12 protein-coding genes are annotated in these 16806 nt (G+C 67.1%); 9 read left to right on the top strand and 3 right to left on the bottom strand.

Annotated features, from left to right (window positions below):
* Positions 1-42: 42 nt before the first annotated feature.
* Positions 43-2142, bottom strand: coding sequence for a condensation domain-containing protein (locus AC25MA_RS18005; protein WP_486972260.1), 2100 nt, complete (start codon positions 2140-2142; stop codon positions 43-45).
* A 218-nt stretch (positions 2143-2360) separates the two neighbouring features.
* Here AC25MA_RS18005 and AC25MA_RS18000 point away from each other — a divergent pair, with 218 nt between their 5' ends.
* From AC25MA_RS18000 to AC25MA_RS17965, 8 genes are all read left to right on the top strand, one after another.
* On the top strand, positions 2361-2876 hold the full coding sequence (locus tag AC25MA_RS18000) for a sigma-70 family RNA polymerase sigma factor (protein ID WP_028688867.1): 516 nt from the start codon (positions 2361-2363) through the stop codon (positions 2874-2876).
* A gap of 120 nt (positions 2877-2996) precedes the next feature.
* A complete protein-coding gene (locus AC25MA_RS17995) occupies positions 2997-4781 on the top strand; it encodes an ABC transporter ATP-binding protein (RefSeq protein WP_182324342.1) in 1785 nt (594 codons plus the stop codon).
* A 2-nt stretch (positions 4782-4783) separates the two neighbouring features.
* Complete coding sequence (locus AC25MA_RS17990; RefSeq protein WP_486972259.1) at positions 4784-6553, top strand: ABC transporter ATP-binding protein; 1770 nt, start codon at positions 4784-4786, stop codon at positions 6551-6553.
* The gene (locus tag AC25MA_RS17985) at positions 6550-7494 is read left to right on the top strand and encodes an ABC transporter permease (RefSeq protein ID WP_371877729.1); all 945 of its coding nucleotides are present in this window, start codon (positions 6550-6552) and stop codon (positions 7492-7494) included. Before AC25MA_RS17990 ends, AC25MA_RS17985 begins: the two co-directional genes overlap by 4 nt.
* Positions 7494-8429 carry an iron chelate uptake ABC transporter family permease subunit gene (locus AC25MA_RS17980; protein ID WP_088852849.1) on the top strand — a complete coding sequence of 312 codons (936 nt, stop codon included), beginning with the start codon at positions 7494-7496 and terminating at the stop codon, positions 8427-8429. Before AC25MA_RS17985 ends, AC25MA_RS17980 begins: the two co-directional genes overlap by 1 nt.
* Positions 8426-9208 carry an iron ABC transporter ATP-binding protein gene (locus tag AC25MA_RS17975; RefSeq protein ID WP_069017576.1) on the top strand — a complete coding sequence of 261 codons (783 nt, stop codon included), beginning with the start codon at positions 8426-8428 and terminating at the stop codon, positions 9206-9208. The genes AC25MA_RS17980 and AC25MA_RS17975 overlap by 4 nt, the downstream gene beginning before the upstream one ends.
* On the top strand, positions 9205-10167 hold the full coding sequence (locus AC25MA_RS17970) for a siderophore ABC transporter substrate-binding protein (RefSeq protein WP_207852755.1): 963 nt from the start codon (positions 9205-9207) through the stop codon (positions 10165-10167). Before AC25MA_RS17975 ends, AC25MA_RS17970 begins: the two co-directional genes overlap by 4 nt.
* 318 nt (positions 10168-10485) lie before the next feature.
* A complete protein-coding gene (locus tag AC25MA_RS17965) occupies positions 10486-12723 on the top strand; it encodes a TonB-dependent receptor (protein ID WP_486972258.1) in 2238 nt (745 codons plus the stop codon).
* 80 nt (positions 12724-12803) lie between these two features.
* Here the strand turns inward: AC25MA_RS17965 and AC25MA_RS17960 are convergent, their stop codons facing one another.
* Positions 12804-13700 (bottom strand): LysR substrate-binding domain-containing protein, encoded by an 897-nt coding sequence (locus AC25MA_RS17960; protein WP_062362353.1) that lies wholly within the window; start codon positions 13698-13700, stop codon positions 12804-12806.
* A 121-nt stretch (positions 13701-13821) separates the two neighbouring features.
* Here AC25MA_RS17960 and AC25MA_RS17955 point away from each other — a divergent pair, with 121 nt between their 5' ends.
* Positions 13822-15153, top strand: coding sequence for a serine hydrolase domain-containing protein (locus tag AC25MA_RS17955; protein ID WP_486972257.1), 1332 nt, complete (start codon positions 13822-13824; stop codon positions 15151-15153).
* 39 nt (positions 15154-15192) lie between these two features.
* On the opposite strand, the gene AC25MA_RS17950 is transcribed toward AC25MA_RS17955, so the two are convergent.
* Complete coding sequence (locus tag AC25MA_RS17950) at positions 15193-16800, bottom strand: methyl-accepting chemotaxis protein (protein ID WP_486972256.1); 1608 nt, start codon at positions 16798-16800, stop codon at positions 15193-15195.
* Between the last annotated feature and the right edge of the window lie 6 nt (positions 16801-16806).

The raw sequence follows: 16806 nt of genomic DNA, 5'->3' as shown, positions 1-16806 counted from the left end.
GTACTGCATCGCGGGGCAAGCCCGCTCCCACGCTGGTGATGCTTACAACGCCACGTCGCCCAGCGCCTGTTGGCCAGCCCCCACCTCGGCAAATACCCCAAACGCCGCGGAAATCATCGCGCACAGGCGCTCGACCTGGGCGGCGCTGTAGCGATCGCTGCGGTAGGTGACCACCAGGCGCAGCGAGCGCTGGCCGTCGAACACATCCTCCATGATCTCGAACTGCAGGCCGAACATCGACTCGCTCTTGTCCGGGTCGATCTGCTTGTAGCGAATGGCCTGGCCCTCGGGCGTGTGCAGGGCGCCATTGAGGGCATTGTTGGCGTGGATCTGCACGTACACATCGAACATCAGGCCCTCGGCGGGCGTCATGCCCAGCGCCTGCTGGATGGTCTCCATGGGCACGTCGGCGTAGGCCATAGAGTCGTTGATCATCCGCGTCACATCGCCCAGCAGCTCGCCCAGCGACTGTTCCGGGACGAACTGCACGCGGTGAGCGACCATGGTGGTGAAGTACCCAACGGTGTCGAAGAACGCCGGATCCGTACGCCCCGAGGCCGAGGTGCCGATTACCAGGTCCGACAGGTTGCCGAGCTTGTGCAGCGACAGGGCGATGGCGGTGTAGATCACGCTGAACAGCGATGACTGGTGCTGCCGGGCACTGGCGCCGAGTTGCTCCAGCACGCCGGGCTCAGGACGCAGCTCCAGCCAGCGCGCACGGGTGGTCGCCTGGTCGGCGGGCAGCAGCGTGGCGTCAGCGGGCAGGGCAAGACCGCGGGTGGCGTCGCGCAGCAGTTCGGTCCAGTACGCCAGGTGGCGCGGGTTCGGGCCCTGGGCACTCTGGGCGAGGGCGAATTCGTGGAAGGTGCGCGCCGGCGCCGACCATTGCGGCGCCCGGTCCTGGGCGCGGGCCAGGTAAGCCTCGGCCAGTTCGGCCATGATCACGTTCAGCGACCACTCGTCGATGGCCATGTGGTGGACCAGGAACGACAGCACCTGATGGCCGCTGTGCGGGTCACGCAGCAGGCGCAGCCTCAGTGGCAGCTCGCGGGCCAGGTCGAAGCGGTGCTTCGCCTCGCTGGCAAGGCTTGCGCCGGTGCTCTCGGCGCTGGTCCAGAACCACTTGTAGCGGCCCAGTTCGGCCAGCGGCACGATGCGCTGGCAGGCGCTGTCGCCTTCGCCATGGTAGGTGGTGCGCAGGCTGGCGTGGCGCTCCAGCAGGTCGCTGAAAGCTTGCTGCAGCAGCGCTTCGTCCACCGGGTCGTGGAAGTCCAGGGCAAAGGGCAGGTTGAACAGGGTGCCGTAGTCGAACGCCGCGCAGGCGCGCCACAACGACGCCTGGGCCAGGGCCATCGGTGCCTGCTGGATATCACCGGGCTGATCGCTGGCCTGACTGGCTTGCCCTTGGCTCAGCTTGGCACGGGTAGCGAGCGCCGATGCGTTGGGCGAAGCGAAGAAGTCGCTGAAGCGCAGTTCGATGCCGTGCTCGCCCTGCAGGCGCCCGATGATGCGGGTGGCCAGCAGCGAGTGGCCGCCCATGTCGAAGAAATCATCCTCCAGGGTCATGCCAGGCTCCGCCAGGGCCTGGCGGAACGCGTCGAGAATGCGTTGCGCGATGTCCGTCGAGGGCGCCTGGGACAGCGGCTCGAACTGCAGTGGCTGGTCGCCGGCCAGGGCGTCGTATTCGGCACGAATGCGCTCGAGCAGGGCTTGCGGCGACTGGCGCAGCACCGCATGGCAGAGCAGGCCGAGCGCGGCCTGCTGGTCGCCGGCCAGCAACAGGGCCTCGAACGGCGGCTGCGTGGTGGAATCCCAGGGCGCCGCCTGGCGCGCCCGCAGCAGGGCGTCCATGCCCTCGGCCGCGCTGTGCTCGATGCGCAGGCACGGGTACCAACCGGGTGCCTGGGTCTTGTACAGGTCGCCGTCGTCGCTGAAGTGGTAGCGGCTGTTCAGGCCCGGCGTGGCTTCGACCACCGTCTGCACGGCCAGGGCGAGCAGCGACAGGTCGGCCCGGGGGCCAAGGCGCCAGGCGCCCAGTTGCCGGTGCAGCTGCTCGGGTTGCTGCTGCTGGGCGAACCAGGCGAGTTCCTCGTGTTCGTCCAGGGCCTGGGGCGAGGGTGGGGTGGTGTTGCGTTCCAACATAGCTAGCTTCCTGCTGTTCGATCGTTCAAGGCCCGCGTCGGCCTTCACTGCCATCCATGGATCGCGGTGAGTGGCCGCGCAGAGGGGGTGCACCACCGGGGTGCATTGCGTGAATCCAAGGGATTCGTTATGGTGTGAGAGATGCAAATAATTATCATCTAGATTGGCGTACGTCAAAGCAAGCCGTCTGGAATGCACCACGCTCAGGGAGAGGTACCGTGGACAACGGAACGTTCGCGCTTCGTCAGCAGCTGCACCAGCTGTATCAGGATCATCACGGCTGGTTGTGCGACCTGCTGCGGCGCAAGCTCGGCAACTCGGTGGATGCGGCGGACCTGGCCCACGACATCTACCTGCACCTGATGAACAAGGGCCAGGTGCCCAGCGCCGAGCAGTCGCGCTGCCACCTCACGCAGATCGCCAACGGCAAGGTCATCGACCTGTACCGCCGTCGCCAGCGCGAAACACGCTACCTCGAAGACCATGGCCAGCAGCCCGAGCCGTGGGTGCCCTCTGAGGAGACGCGGGCGTTGGTGATCGAGGCCCTGGGGGCGATCGACAGGGCCCTGCAGCGGCACTCGCCCAAGGCGCGCCAGGCCCTGTTGCTGTGCCGCCTCGACGGCATGGCCCACCGCGCCATCGCTGACGAGCTGCGGGTCTCGGTGTCCTCGGTGGAAAAGTACATCGCCGCCGGCCTGCGCACCTGCAGGCGCTATCGGCTGGGCGGCGCCTGAGGGCGCGCAGATTTTCTTGCGGGTTTGCCCGCCTCGTGCGGAATACAGGTTGAGAAGGACATGCGGGCAGGGCGCCCCTGGGACGGCCCGGCCCGCGCCTCGTGCTGAAAAGGAGCATTCATGAGTGTTGAACAAGGGGTGGCGGACCCGTCCGCCCGTGGACCGGTCGCCGCGGTGCTTGCGCCGATACGCGGCCGATTGATCGTTGCCGGGCTGCTCGCCGCCCTGGGCGCCATGCTGACCCTGGCGCCGCTGGCGGCCATCGCCGAAGTCGCCCGCCTGGCCCTGGCCGGCGGGCAGGGCCTCGACCAGGCCTGGCCGGTCATCGCCATGGGGCTGGGTTGCCTGTTCGCCGGCATGGCGCTGATCTCGCTGGGCGATCTGGTCGCGCACCTGGCCGACAACCACATCACCGGCACGCTGCGCCTGGCGATCATCCGCCGCCTGGCGCGGGTGCCGCTGGGCTGGTTCACCAGCCGCGCCTCGGGCGAGGTCAAGCAGGCCATGCAGGACGATATCGGCATCCTGCACAGCCTCACCGCGCACTTCTATACCACCCTGGGGCGCAGCGCCGGGGCGGTGCTGGCTTCGATCGTCTACCTGTTCGCCATGGACTGGCGCATGGCGATCGTGTCGATGCTGCCGTTCCCGCTGTTCTTCCTGTTCTTCGCCCGCGCCCACCAGGCCAGCGCCCGCAACATGCAGGCCTTCGGTGCAGGCATGGGGCGGATCAACCAGGCGGTGGTCGAGTTCGTCAACGGCATCCCGGTGGTCAAGGCCTTCGGTGGCCAGCGCAAGGCCCATGGCAGCTACCGCGAGGCGGTGGACGCCTTCGCCGCGGCCTTCACCGACTTCACCCGGCCGCTGGTCAGCGCCATGGCCAACGCCAACGCAATGATCGCCCCAGTGTCGGTGCTTGGCGTGGTGCTGGCGTTCGGCACGCTGTTCGTCGGCCTGGGCTGGATCACCCCGGTGCAGGTGCTGCCGTTCGCCCTGGTGGCGCCGGGCATCTGCGCGCCGCTGCTGTTGCTGGCCTATATCACCCACGACCTGAACAACGCCACCGGCGCCGCCCAGCGCGTGCAGACGCTGCTGCGCACGCCGCTGCTGGAGACCGACGGCCAGGGCGCCGGCAAGCTGCCGGCCGATGCACGGATCGAAGTGCAGGGTCTGGGCTATCACTACGACCCGCGCAATCCGGTGCTGAGCGAGGTGTCGTTCACCCTCGAGCCTGGCACGGTGACCGCGGTGGTCGGCGCCTCGGGCGCCGGCAAGTCGACCCTGGCGCGCCTGCTGCTGCGCTTCTTCGACCCCAGCGCCGGGCGCATCACCCTGGGCGGCGTCGACCTGCGCCAGATCGACAGCGCCCAGCTGTACCGGCGTATCGGCTTCGTTCTGCAGGATGTGCGCCTGATCCATGCCAGCGTGCGCGAGAACATTGCCCTGGGCCGGCCTTCGGCGAGCCAGGAGCAGATCGAGGCGGCGGCACGGATCGCCAATATCCACGAGCGCATCCTTGCCCAACCGCGTGGCTACGACGCGGTAATCGGCGAGGACGTGCAGTTCTCCGGCGGCGAGCTGCAGCGGCTGAGCATCGCCCGCGCGGTGCTGCTCGACCCGCCGGTGCTGGTGCTTGACGAAGCCACCGCGGCAGCCGACGCCGAGAACGAAGTCAAGCTGCAACAGGCACTGTCGCGCTTCGCCCAGGGCCGCACGCTGCTGGTGATCGCCCACCGTCTAGACACGGTGATGCACGCCGACCAGATCCTGGTGCTGGATCAGGGCACGGTCGCCGAGCGCGGCAATCACGACGAACTGCTGGCTCGGCGCGGCCTGTACGCCCGCTTGTGGGCTGCCGGGGGTTATGCGAAGGCGCGGGCGACCGCGCAGGTGGAGGAGCACTGATCATGCTGGAGATTTTCGTTCGACTGCTCGGCGCCGACGCCGTGTTCCTGCGCCGGTACCTGCGCCTGGCGCTGGTGTATGGCGTGCTCTGCGGGCTGACCATCGTCACCTTGGTGCCGATCCTGCGCCACCTGCTGGGCAACCAGCTGGAGGCTGCCGGCCAATGGCTGGCGCTACTGGCCCTGGGCGTGGTGGTGTGCTGGTACCTGCGCCGGCGGGTGGAGAAGGCCGGCATCGCCGTCGGCATCGCGGTGCTGCGCGGTGGCCGCCAGCGCCTGGGTGAGCATGTCGGCACGCTGCCGGTGGGCTGGTTCAGCGCCGCCAACACCGCGCGCCTGAGCCACGTCACCACCCAAGGCATGATGGAGATCGCGCAACTGCCGGCCCATGTGTTCACACCGCTGTTCACCGGGGTGGTGACGCCGCTGGTGATCCTCGTCGCGCTGTTGCTGGTCGACCTGCGCCTGGGCCTGGTGGCCCTGGTCAGCCTGCCGCTGCTGGCGCTGGTGATGCTGGCGACCATGCGCCTGGGCCAGCGCGCCGACCAGCGCTACCAGCGCGACACTGCGCAGACCAGCCAGCGCATGGTCGAGTTCGCCCAGGCACAGTCGGTGCTGCGCGCCTTCAATGGCGAGCAGGGCGGCACGCGTTTCCTGGAGCAGGCCGTGGCCCAGCAACAGCAGGCGGCGCGCAAGCTGATCCAACTTTCGGCGCTGTCGTCGGTGCTCAATGTCTGGGCGGTGCAGGCCAGCTTCGCCGCCTTGCTGGTGGTCGCCACGCTGTGGCTCGGCGAGCAGGCCGGTGCAGCCTTCGACAGCGCGGCGGTGATCGCCACCCTGGTCGCGCTGGTACTGGCGACCCGCTTCATCGACCCGTTGCTGGATGTGGCCGGCTACAGCGAGGTGCTGCGCGGCACCCGTGGCCAGTTGCAGGCCGTGGCCGAATTGCTGGCCGTCGAGCCGCTGCCCGAGCCCGCCGCACCGCAGGCGCCGGTCGACGGTTCGGTACAGCTGGAGCAGGTCGTTTTCCGCTACGGCGATGACCAACCCGAGGTGCTGCGCGAGGTCAGCCTGGATATCGCGCCCGGCAGCATGACCGCGCTGGTCGGCGCGTCGGGGTCGGGCAAGACCACCCTGGTACGCCTTATCGCGCGCTTCTTCGATGTCACCCAGGGCCGGGTCAAGGTTGGCGGGGTGGATGTGCGGCAGATGTCCGCCGAACAGCTGGCCGGGCAGATCAGCCAGATCTTCCAGGACGCCTACCTGTTCCAGGGCAGCATCGCCGACAACATCCGCCTCGGCAAACCCGACGCCAGCGAGGTCGAGGTGCTCGAGGCGGCGCGGCTGGCCGGGGTGCAGGAGATCCTCGAACGCCTGCCCGAAGGTTTGCACACGCCGGTGGGCGAGGGCGGTGCACGGCTGTCCGGCGGTGAACGCCAGCGCATCTCGATCGCCCGGGCGCTGATCAAGGACGCGCCGATCCTGCTCATCGACGAGGCCACCGCGGCGCTGGACGCCGAGAACCAGGCGGCCATCGCCGAGGCACTGGCACGGCTGCGCGGCAAGCGCACGCTGATCGTCATTGCCCACCAGCTGTCGACGGTGGCCATGGCCGACCAGATCGTGGTGCTGGACCAAGGGCGCATCCGCGAGCAGGGCGCCCATGCCCAGTTGTCCGCCAAGGGTGGGCTGTACGCGCACTTCCTCGAGCAGCGTCGGGCCGCCAAGGGCTGGCGCATCGGCGAGGCGGCAGGCGATGGAGTGACCGCTTGAGTCGGGTGCTGCTGCCAACGCTGTTGTTGCTGCTGTGTGGCGTTTCACTGATGGTCGGGGCCAGCCAGATGTCCTGGTCGGCCTTGTGGTCGGCCAGTGACGATGCCTGGCTGACCCTCACCGCCAGCCGCCTGCCACGCCTGGCGGCCCTGGTGCTGACCGGTGTCGGCCTGTCGGTCTGCGGGGTGATCCTGCAGCAGATCGTGCGCAATCGCTTCGTCGAGCCGGCCACCTGCGGCGGACTCGACGCGGCCAAACTGGGCATCCTGGTGGCCCTGACCGTGCTGCCCGGAGCCGGGGTCAGCGGACGCATGCTGTTCGCCCTGGTGTTCTGCCTGCTGGCAAGCCTGGTGTATGTGGCGATCATCCGCCGCATCCGCTTCACCAACCTGGTGCTGGTGCCGGTGATCGGCCTGATGTACGGCAGCCTGCTCAGCGCTATTGCCGAATTCTACGCCTACCGCCACAACATCCTGCAGAGCATGCAGGGCTGGCTGCTGGGGGACTTCTCGCGGGTGATCGAGGGCAACTACGAGATCATCTACCTGATCCTGCCGATCGTCGTGCTCACCTACCTGTACGCCCAGCGTTTCACCGTGCTCGGCATGGGCGAGGGCATGGCCACCAGCCTCGGGCTCAACTACGCGGCCACCGCCATCCTCGGCCTGGTGCTGGTGGCGGTGACCGTGTCGGCCACGGTGATCACCGTGGGCGCGATCCCCTTCGTCGGCCTGGTGGTGCCGAACCTGGTGGCGCTGCGCTACGGCGAGCACCTCAAGCGCACCCTGCCCATCGTTGCCATGTGCGGCGCGGCGCTGCTGCTGGCCTGCGACATCCTCGGCCGGCTGCTGATCCATCCCTACGAGGTACCCATTGGCCTGACCGCCGGCAGTGTCGGCGGCGTGCTGTTCCTGTTGCTGATCCTGTGGAAGTGCAAATGATGCGCCGCGCCGCCTGGTTGTTGCTGCCGGCCCTGGCGCTGGCGTTCCTGTTGCTGGGTTCGGGCCTGGACTTCAGCTACGTGATCCCCAAGCGCCTGGTGCGCCTGGGCGCGATCGTTGTCGCCGGGGTGTGCATCGCCTTGTCCTCGGTGATCTTCCAGACCCTGGCCGGCAATCGCGTGCTGACCCCGGCGATCATGGGCTACGAAGGCATCTACCTGCTGTTCCAGGCCCTGCTGGTGCTGTGGCTGGGCACCGCCAGCGTGGCGCTGCTGGGCGCCCAGGGCAACGCGCTGCTGTCGATCGCGCTGATGCTCGGCTACTCGTGGCTGCTGCAGCGCTGGCTGCTGCGCGAGGGGCGCGGCGATGTCTACCGCCTGTTGCTGCTGGGCCTGGTGCTGACCATGGTGCTGGGCACCTTCACCCAGTTCATCCAGCTCAAGACCAGCCCGGGGGAGTTCTCCATCCTGCAGAGCCTGGGCTACACCAGCTTCAACCGCGCCCAGCCGACCCAGGTGCTGTACTCGGGCTTGCTGGTGGCGGCGGTGGCGCTGCTGATGGCGCGCGGCACGCGGGTCCTCGACGTGCTGGCGCTGGGGCGCGACCAGGCCATCGCCCTGGGCCTGGACCATGGCCGCTGCCTGCGCCTGCAGATGGCGCTGATCGCCGTGCTGGTGGCGGTGTCCACCAGCCTGGTGGGGCCGACCGCGTTCATGGGTGTGTTCGTCGCCAACATCGCCTACGCCCTGGCGCGCAGCGCCCGGCACCAGGTCACCCTGCCACTGGCCTGCGCCGTGGCCATCGGCATGTTCCTGCTCGCCCAGCTGCTGGTCGAGCACCTGTTCAACTACCGGACCAGCGTGAGCATCCTCGTCAACCTGGTGTGCGGCGCGTACTTCCTCGCGTTGATGGTCCGAACCCGAGGCACCCCATGATCACCCTCGAACACCTGCATAAGGCCTACGGCGAGAAGACCGTGCTCGATGACGTGAGCCTGGCGTTTCCCGCCGGCCAGGTCACTTCGCTGATCGGCCCCAACGGCGCCGGCAAGAGCACGCTGCTGATGTGCATCGCCCGGCTGTTGCCGGCCAATCGCGGGCGGATCCTGCTCGACGGCCAGGACATCGACCGCATAGCCATCGCCGACTACGCCCGCCGCGTGGCCACCCTGCGCCAGGTGCTGGACTTCAACCTGCGCCTGACCGTCGAGGAACTGGTCGCCTTCGGCCGCTTCCCCTACAGCCGTGGCCTGCTGACGGCCGACGACCAGCAGGTGATCGACGAGTCACTGGATTTCCTGGGGCTGCAGCCTCTGCGCGGGGCTTACCTCGACGAACTCAGCGGTGGCCAGCGGCAAATGGCCTTCCTGGCCATGACCATCGCCCAGCGCACCGAGCTGCTGCTGCTCGACGAGCCGCTGAACAACCTCGACATGAAGCACGCGGTGCAGATCATGCAGGCGATCCGCAGGCTCAGCGACGAGCAGGGGCGCACGGTGATCCTGGTGGTGCACGACATCAACTTCGCCGCCAACTACTCCGACCACATCGTCGCCATGAAGGGCGGCGCCGTGCACAGCCACGGGCCGGTCGCCGAGGTGGTCACCCAGGCCAACCTGCGCGCGCTGTTCGGCCTGGCCTTCGAGATCCTGCCCAGCGCGCACGGTTTCGTCTGCAACTACTTCAACCCATCACTATCGAGAGAGCTGGTATGAACGGAATCTGCAAGATACTGCTGGCCGCCGCCGTGGCGGCCACGCTGCCGGGCTGCGACCAGGCCCCGCCGGCCCAGGCGCGCGCTGCCAGCGCCGACTACGCCCCGGTGAAGGTCGAGCACGCCCTGGGCACCACGGTGGTCGAACACCAGCCGCAGCGCGTGGTGGCCTTCGACATGAGCGAGCTGGACACCCTCGATCAGCTCGGCGCGCCGGTGGTAGGCATCGCCAAGGACTATGTGGCGGGCTTCCTGGCCAAGTACCGCGACGACCCCAAGGTCGCCGATGTCGGCACCACCATCCAGCCCAACCTCGAGCGCCTGCATGCGCTCAAGCCCGACCTGATCCTGATCTCGCCGCTGCAGGCGCAGAGCTACCCGGAACTGAGCCAGATCGCCCCGACGGTGCACTACGACATCGACATGGACAACCGCCAGGGCAACGTCATCGACACCGCCAAGCAGCACCTGCTGACCGTCGGACGGATCCTCGGCAAGGAGGAGCGGGCCCGGGAAACCGCCGCGCGCATCGACGCCAAGGTGGCCCAGGTACGCCAGGTGACCGACGGGCGCCCGGAGAAGGCGCTGATAGTGCTGCACAACAACGGCGCGTTCACCGCCTATGGCGTGCGCTCGCGCTACGGCTTCATCTTCGACACCCTCGGGGTCAAGCCGGCCAGTGACGACATGCAGGCAGGCCTGCACGGGCAGCCGATTTCCAACGAGTTCATTCACCAGGCCGACCCTGACATCCTCTACGTGATCGACCGCACCGCAGTGATGGAGCGCCGGGCCGCGCTGGACCGCGAGACCCTGGACAACCCGCTGCTGCGCCAGACCAAGGCGTGGAAGAACGGCCATGTGGTGTTCGTCGATCCACAGACCTGGTACCTGTGCACCGCCAGCGTGACCTGCCTGGAGCGGGTGGCGGACGAGGTGGTGAAGGGGTATCAGGGCTAATTCTGCATTCAGGTCATACGTAATTCCTGTGGGAGCGGCCTTGCGTCGCGAAAGGGGCGCGCAGCGGCCCCAGATTCCGAGCCACCATCAAAATTGCTGGGGCTGCTGCGCAGCCCTTTCGCGACGCAAGGCCGCTCCCACAGAGATAGCAGTTCCCTGCAAGACAGCGAAGCCCCAAAGGGCTGGCCGATCTCCTAAACGAAATGGGTTGCTCAGCCGATAGTGGCCAAATGACTGTAATTTCTGTTGAGGGATTCGCCGACTCGTACGGAATGACTAATGAGAAACATTACCATTTCGTCCCGAAAGGAATCCCTCATGCCTCCACTGCAACATCCCCAGGCCCCGAACCTGCCCCGCAGGGCCTTGTTCATGGCCGTACTGCTGGGCATGGCCGCCATCGCCGGCAACGCCTTCGCGCAACCGCCACGTTCCACCACCTCGGCGCAGCAACAGCCCCCCGATGTGAAGGAGGAGGGCCTGACCCTGCCGGAAACGTTGGTACAGGACACCCGTGATTCGCTGGGCGCCCCACCACCGGAATATGCCGGTGGCCAGGTCGGTTCGGGCAGCCGGCTCGGGCTGATGGGCAACAAGGACTTCAGCGAAACGCCGTTCAACGCCATCAGCTACACCAAGGAATACATCGAGAACCGCCAAGCCCAGGACATCGGCTCGGTGATCGGCGCCACCGATCCGTCGGTGTACGTGCCGAGCAAGCGCGGCATCTTCGAGACCTTCTTCATCCGAGGCCTCTACAGCACCGGCAACGACATCACCTTCAACGGCCTGCCGAGCATGGCGCCGAACATGCGCGGCTCCACCGAGCTCGCCGAGCGCATCGAAGTGCTCAAGGGCCCGTCGGCGCTGCTCAACGGCATGCCGCCTGACGGCAGCGTCGGCGGCAGCATCAACATCGTGCCCAAGCGTGCCGGCGACGAGCCCCTGGCCCGGCTGACCGCCTCGTACGAGTCCGATGGCCTGGCCGGCATGCATGCCGATATCGGCCGCCGCTTCGGCGACCAGAAGCAGTTCGGCGTGCGCTTCAACGGCGTCTACCGCGACGGCGACACCCCCGTGGACGACCAGCAGCACCGCATGCAGCTGTCGTCGCTGGCCCTGGACTGGCGCGGCGAGCGGGCGAGGGCGTCGCTGGACTACTACCACCAGCGCGAGCGCATGGACGGGGTCAACTATTTCGGCATCTCCTCGATCAGCCCCGGGGTGACCCACCTGCCCAAGGCCAAGAAGGGCGATCATTCGCTGGCCCCGGAGTGGGGCTATACCGTCAACGACACCGACACCGTGGTGCTGCGCGGCGAGTACGACCTCAACGACTCGCTCACCGCATTCGCCGGCTGGGGCCACAGGGAAGGGGGCTACAACGCGCTGATGACCAGCGGCATGCTGCTCAATGATGCCGGCGACATCTCCGCCACGCCGATCCGCTCGGCCCGCGATGGCGAGCAGAAGTCCGGCGAAGTCGGCCTGCGCGGGCGTTTCGCCACCGGGCCCGTGGATCACGCCTGGTCGCTGGCGGCCACCCGCTACGACTCCGAGAACAGCTTCAAGGACAAGCGCCTGTCGTCGACCATCCGCACCAACTACTACAACCTGGACTACGGCCCGCGCCCGGAGATCGGCGAGTACGGCAACGTCACCTCGCGCATGCGTGCCCGGCTGAGCAGCGAAGCCTTGCTCGACACCCTGTCGTTCCTCGATGACAAGGTGCAGTGGACCGTCGGTGCACGCCACCAGAACGTGCGCGCGTCGAACTACAACGGCAACCACCAGCGCACCTCCAAGCCCTACGATGAAAGCCGGGTATCGCCGGCCACGGCCCTGCTGGTCAAGGTCACCGACGAGCTGTCGCTGTACGGCAACTACATCGAAGGCCTGAGCCAGGGCGGTATCGCGCCGGACAACGCGCGAAACGCGGGTGCGATCATGGCGCCGTACCAGACCAAGCAGTACGAACTGGGCGCCAAGCTCGACCTGGGCACCTTCGCGCACACGGTCAGTGTCTATCAGGTGAAGAAACCAAGCGCCTATACCGACCCGGTCACGCAGGTCTACGGCGTGTACGGCGAGCAGCGCAACCGTGGCCTGGAATGGTCGTTCTTCGGCGAGCTCGAGCCGGGGCTGCGCCTGCTGGGCGGAGCGTCCTACACCAAGGCCGAGCTGACGAAATCGATACGCAAGGAGAACGAAGGCAACCAGGCCACGGGCGTGCCCAAGGTGCTGGCCAAGCTCGGCGTCGAGTACGACCTGCGTGAGCTTCCGGGCTTGACCCTGATCGGCAACGCCAACTATGCCGGCCGGCGCTACGCCACCGATGCCAACAACCTGTCGCTGCCGTCCTACACGATCTTCGACCTGGGCGCCCGCTACAGCCTGAAGATCTCGGACAAGCCGGTGACCTTCCGCGCCACCGTGCAGAACGTGGCCAACAAGGCCTACTGGATCGGTTCGTGGAATGGCGGCGATGGCAGTGGCCTGTCCGGTGGGCTGGGCACGCCGCGGTCGGTGTTGTTCTCTACCTCGGTGGACTTCTAGCCAGACCAGCGCTGGCTGCGTGGGAGGGATGGTGCACCAATACGACTTGCCCCCTGATCACCGGCCAGCCGGTGCCAGATTCACACCGCGTCCGGATATGCCTCACGCAGGCTGTCACCCAACCAACCCATGAACCACAACGCATCGGCACTCGGCGGCTGTGCTGGCGTCAGCAACTGGTAGCTTTCCAGCGCCACGGCTTGTTCCACGCAGCGCACCAGGCTGCCTTCGCGCAGCTCACGCCCCACCAGTACCTCTGTGGCCAGGGCAACGCCGTGACCGCGTTGGGCCAGGTTCAGCACGATATCGTTGCTGATATGCGAAGTGTCGGCCTTGACCCGCACCCTCAGGCCATTGGCGGCGAACCAGCTGTTCCACCAGGTGCCGTCATCGACATGGATCAGCCTGCATCCGGGCAAGTCCGCAGCGCTTAGCCTCGCAGGCAACTGCGCGAGGTAGCTCGGCGCGCAGACGGCGAACACCTTCGGGCGGATCAACACCTCGCGTACCCCGCTCAGCTCACCCGGCAGACCGAAGGCGATGCCCAGGTCCGCCTGGCGCGCATCCACGCTGGTAAAGGTGGCATTAGGCTCGATGGCGATCCTCAGGTCCGGGCGCAGGCTGCGCAGGGCGTCGATGCGCGGTGTCAGCCAGCGCGAGGCGAACGCCGGCACGCAGAGGATCCGCAGCCAGCGCTCGTCTCCCCGTTGTGCCAGGCGCGCACCGGCATCAGCGAGGATCTGCAGTGCTTCGGCTGCGGCCTTGTAGTAATGGGCGCCGGGCAGGGTGAGGCTCACGCCGCGGGGGGAGCGCTCAAGCAGGCGCACGCCCAGCCAGGCCTCGAGGTTCTTTACATGCCGACCGATCGCCGGCTGGGTCACGTGCAACGCCTGGGAGGCGGCGACATAGCTACCCAGGCGGGCGGCGGCCTCGAAAGCACGCACGGCGTTGAGCGGGGGCAGGCGGTCTTCGGCCATGGGCACGCTCCTGGCTGTTAGTTTTTTTAATAGTGAAGGCAAATTTATTGTGCTTTTCCCGCCCGTTCAAGTTGCCGACACTCGGGGCGGCGTATTTCCGCGCTTTACGAGGAGCCCTCCGATGCGGCCAACAACAATAAAGAAGTCGTTCAACGGTCTTTCCATCCTGGCCCTGACGCTCGCCGCCCTGGCGGGTGCGGCGCAGGCGGCCGACAACAAGGGGGCCTGCGGCGTGCCAGGGCTTGAACCCTGCCCGCAGCCCTTCGACAAGGTGCTGCCGGCTGCCAGGGATATGCTCACCTGGGACCAAGCCACCCGGGTCGTGGGCTTTCGCAACACTTACCGCCTCTACGGTGGCGATGTCTTCGCCCCGAACGGCGCCACGCCATTTCCCTTGCCGCAGGCCAGCCACGCGCTGACCGACGTGCAGTATCAGTTGGGCGGCAAGACGCATAACCTGGCGCAATACCTGGCCAACCAGAGTGTGACCGGCCTGCTGGTGCTCAAGGACGGCAAGATCGCCTACGAATACTACGGCAAGGGCAACACGCCAAAGACCTTGTGGACGTCCCGCTCGGTGGCCAAGTCGGTGGTCAGCGTGCTGGTCGGCATCGCCGTCAAGGAGGGCAAGATCCAGTCGCTGGATGACAGGATCAGCCGCTATGTCCCGGAGCTGGAAGGTTCCGAATGGCAGGACGTGACCTTGCACCAGCTGTTGCAACACACCTCGGGCGTAATCTGGGACGAGAACTACGCTTCCAAGGATTCGGACTTTTCGCACATGACCCAGTGCGAGGCCACTGCTGATCCCTATCACTGCGTGCTCGAACTGGTGAGGTCGGTCAAGCGCAAGCCCGGGGTCAAGCCGGGTGAGGTCTGGTCGTACAACACCGGTGGCGCCTGGCTGGTCGGTCGGGTGTTGGAGAATGCCACCGGCATGACCATCGCCGAGTATCTGCAAACTCGGGTGTGGAGCCGCTACGGCATGCAACAGGCCGGCGTCTGGCACGCCCTGGTGCCGGGCAAGGTGGACATGGGCGGCCACGGTTTCAATGCCACGCTGCGCGACTGGGGGCGCTTCGGCCAGTTTGTGCAGAGCGGCGGCCAGCTGCCGGATGGCGAAAAGCTGCTCCCGGACGACTGGGTAGCACGTTCGACCCACTGGACCCAAGCCAAGGGATCGGTGACGGCCGCAGCGCCCAACGGCCAGTACGGCTACCAGTGGTGGTACAACGCCCCGGCCCCGGACAGCGATGCCGAGCCCAAGCGCACCGCCAACAGCGACAAGACCTTTTGGGCGCTGGGCATCTTCGGCCAGAGCATCGCCATCAACCCGGCGGAGCACCTGGTGGTGGTGCAGTGGTCGACCTGGAAGAACGCCGAGAGCCCCGGCTCGCTGTATGACGAGCAGGCGGTGTTCGTCAACGCAGTGGCCAAGGCGCTTAGCCAGTAGCACCGGGCGAGGGCAGGGCGCCGGCAAGCGCCTGCCCAGTCACACGCGAAACCGCGACACGCTCGCCTGCATGCCCTGGGCGATTTCGCCCAGGCGCTGCGCCGCCGACGCCAGCTGCCGCGTGGTGTCGGTGCTGTCCCTGGACATGCGGGCGATCAGCTCGACCTGTTGCGCGACATCCTGGCTGGCCCGGGTCTGCTCGCCGATGGTCTGCGAGATTTCCTCGACAACCGACGCGGCGCGGCGGGCGCCTTCACGAATCTGCTGGATCGACGCCCCCGCCTGGGTGGCCAGCTCCACGCCGGCGCGGACCCGGGTGACGCCAGTCTGCATGCTGTCGACGGCGTTGCCCGTGCTTTGTCGGATGCGTTCGATCATGCCGGTGATCTCTCGGGTCGACTGCGCCGTGCGCCCGGCCAAGCCGCGTACTTCGTCGGCGACCACGGCAAAGCCGCGCCCGGCCTCGCCGGCACGGGCGGCTTCGATGGCCGCGTTCAAAGCCAGCAGGTTGGTCTGCTCGGCGATGGTGTTGATCACCTGGATGATCGAGTGGATTTCTTCCGAGCTTTGCCCCAGCACGGTGATGGTTTCAGAGGAGCGGTTGACCGCTTCGTCGATCCCCTGCATGCCGCCGACCACGTTGAGGATGACCTCGCCGCCGTCGCTGGCCAAGCGCTCGGACTGCCCGGAGATAGCCTGCGCATCGCGGGCGTGGTCGGCGATCCGCGCCAGGTTGGCGATCATCTGCTCGGTGGCCGAGGCCATGCTCACGGCGCTGTCGGACTGCTGGCTGGTGCGTTGCACCAGGCTGCTGGAAGCCTGGCCCAGTTCATCGGCCACTTCGCGCAGCAGCAAGTTCTCTTCATGGATGGCCTTGATCATGTTGCCCAGGCTGTCGCGCATGTCGGCCAACGAGCGCAGCAGGTGCCCGGTCTCGTCGCGGTCATGGACCTGGATCTGGGTGGTGAGGTCGCCTTGGGCGATGCGTTCGGCCACCGCCATGGTCTGGCTCAAGGGGCGCAGGATCGAGCGCAACAGCAGGAAAGTGCACAGCGCCAGCACCACGGCGGCCAGGACCATCCCGCCGACCAGCACGGCGACGCCCTGGTGCAGAGTGGCGGTGCTCTGCTCGCGGCTCTTGTCGGCGTTGCCGGCGATCAGATCACTGAGGGTGCTGTTGCGCTGCTCCAACTCCTTGAACGCCGCGACGAAGGCCGGCAATTGTGCCTGGGCCTGCTCGGGTGACTGCAAGGCCAGCTGGATGATTGAGGTGGCACTGGCGATATAGTGGTCGAGGAGGGGGCCCAGCTCGCTGATAGCCTGGTGCAGATCGCTATCCAGAGGCAGTTCGAGGTTGCTCTGCACGACACTGCGGAACCATTTGGCGTGCTCGTCGAGGTCGGCCAGCACCTGGTTGGCGGTGTCCGTGTCGCCCGGCTTGACCAGCAGGGCGGCCAGCACGTCGGCGCGCAGCGCGTCGTGCATCATGTCGCCTTCCATGTGATTGCGCAGGGCGGCCATGCTGGCCTCGCTGCGCTGCAACGCCTGGTTCTGGTCATGCTCGGCGAGCAGGCCGCTGCCACCCAGCAACAGGGCGGCGAGGATGCTGACTAGACCAAACCCGATGGTTTTCTGGCGAATGTCCATTTTCGA

This window comes from Pseudomonas sp. P65(2024) (genome assembly GCF_057480955.1).
Note: the sequence above shows the minus strand (reverse complement) of the source record. Positions and strands in the feature narration are given on the sequence as shown.

Excerpts from the sequence above, each read along its gene's own strand:
- AC25MA_RS18005 (WP_486972260.1), bottom strand. The coding sequence starts at position 2,142 with ATGTTGGAACGCAACACCACCCCACCCTCGCCCCAGGCCCTGGACGAA.
- AC25MA_RS17995 (WP_182324342.1), top strand. The coding sequence starts at position 2,997 with ATGAGTGTTGAACAAGGGGTGGCGGACCCGTCCGCCCGTGGACCGGTC.
- AC25MA_RS17990 (WP_486972259.1), top strand. The coding sequence starts at position 4,784 with ATGCTGGAGATTTTCGTTCGACTGCTCGGCGCCGACGCCGTGTTCCTG.
- AC25MA_RS17980 (WP_088852849.1), top strand. The coding sequence starts at position 7,494 with ATGCGCCGCGCCGCCTGGTTGTTGCTGCCGGCCCTGGCGCTGGCGTTC.
- AC25MA_RS17975 (WP_069017576.1), top strand. The coding sequence starts at position 8,426 with ATGATCACCCTCGAACACCTGCATAAGGCCTACGGCGAGAAGACCGTG.
- AC25MA_RS17970 (WP_207852755.1), top strand. The coding sequence starts at position 9,205 with ATGAACGGAATCTGCAAGATACTGCTGGCCGCCGCCGTGGCGGCCACG.
- AC25MA_RS17965 (WP_486972258.1), top strand. The coding sequence starts at position 10,486 with ATGCCTCCACTGCAACATCCCCAGGCCCCGAACCTGCCCCGCAGGGCC.
- AC25MA_RS17960 (WP_062362353.1), bottom strand. The coding sequence starts at position 13,700 with ATGGCCGAAGACCGCCTGCCCCCGCTCAACGCCGTGCGTGCTTTCGAG.
- AC25MA_RS17955 (WP_486972257.1), top strand. The coding sequence starts at position 13,822 with ATGCGGCCAACAACAATAAAGAAGTCGTTCAACGGTCTTTCCATCCTG.
- AC25MA_RS17950 (WP_486972256.1), bottom strand. The coding sequence starts at position 16,800 with ATGGACATTCGCCAGAAAACCATCGGGTTTGGTCTAGTCAGCATCCTC.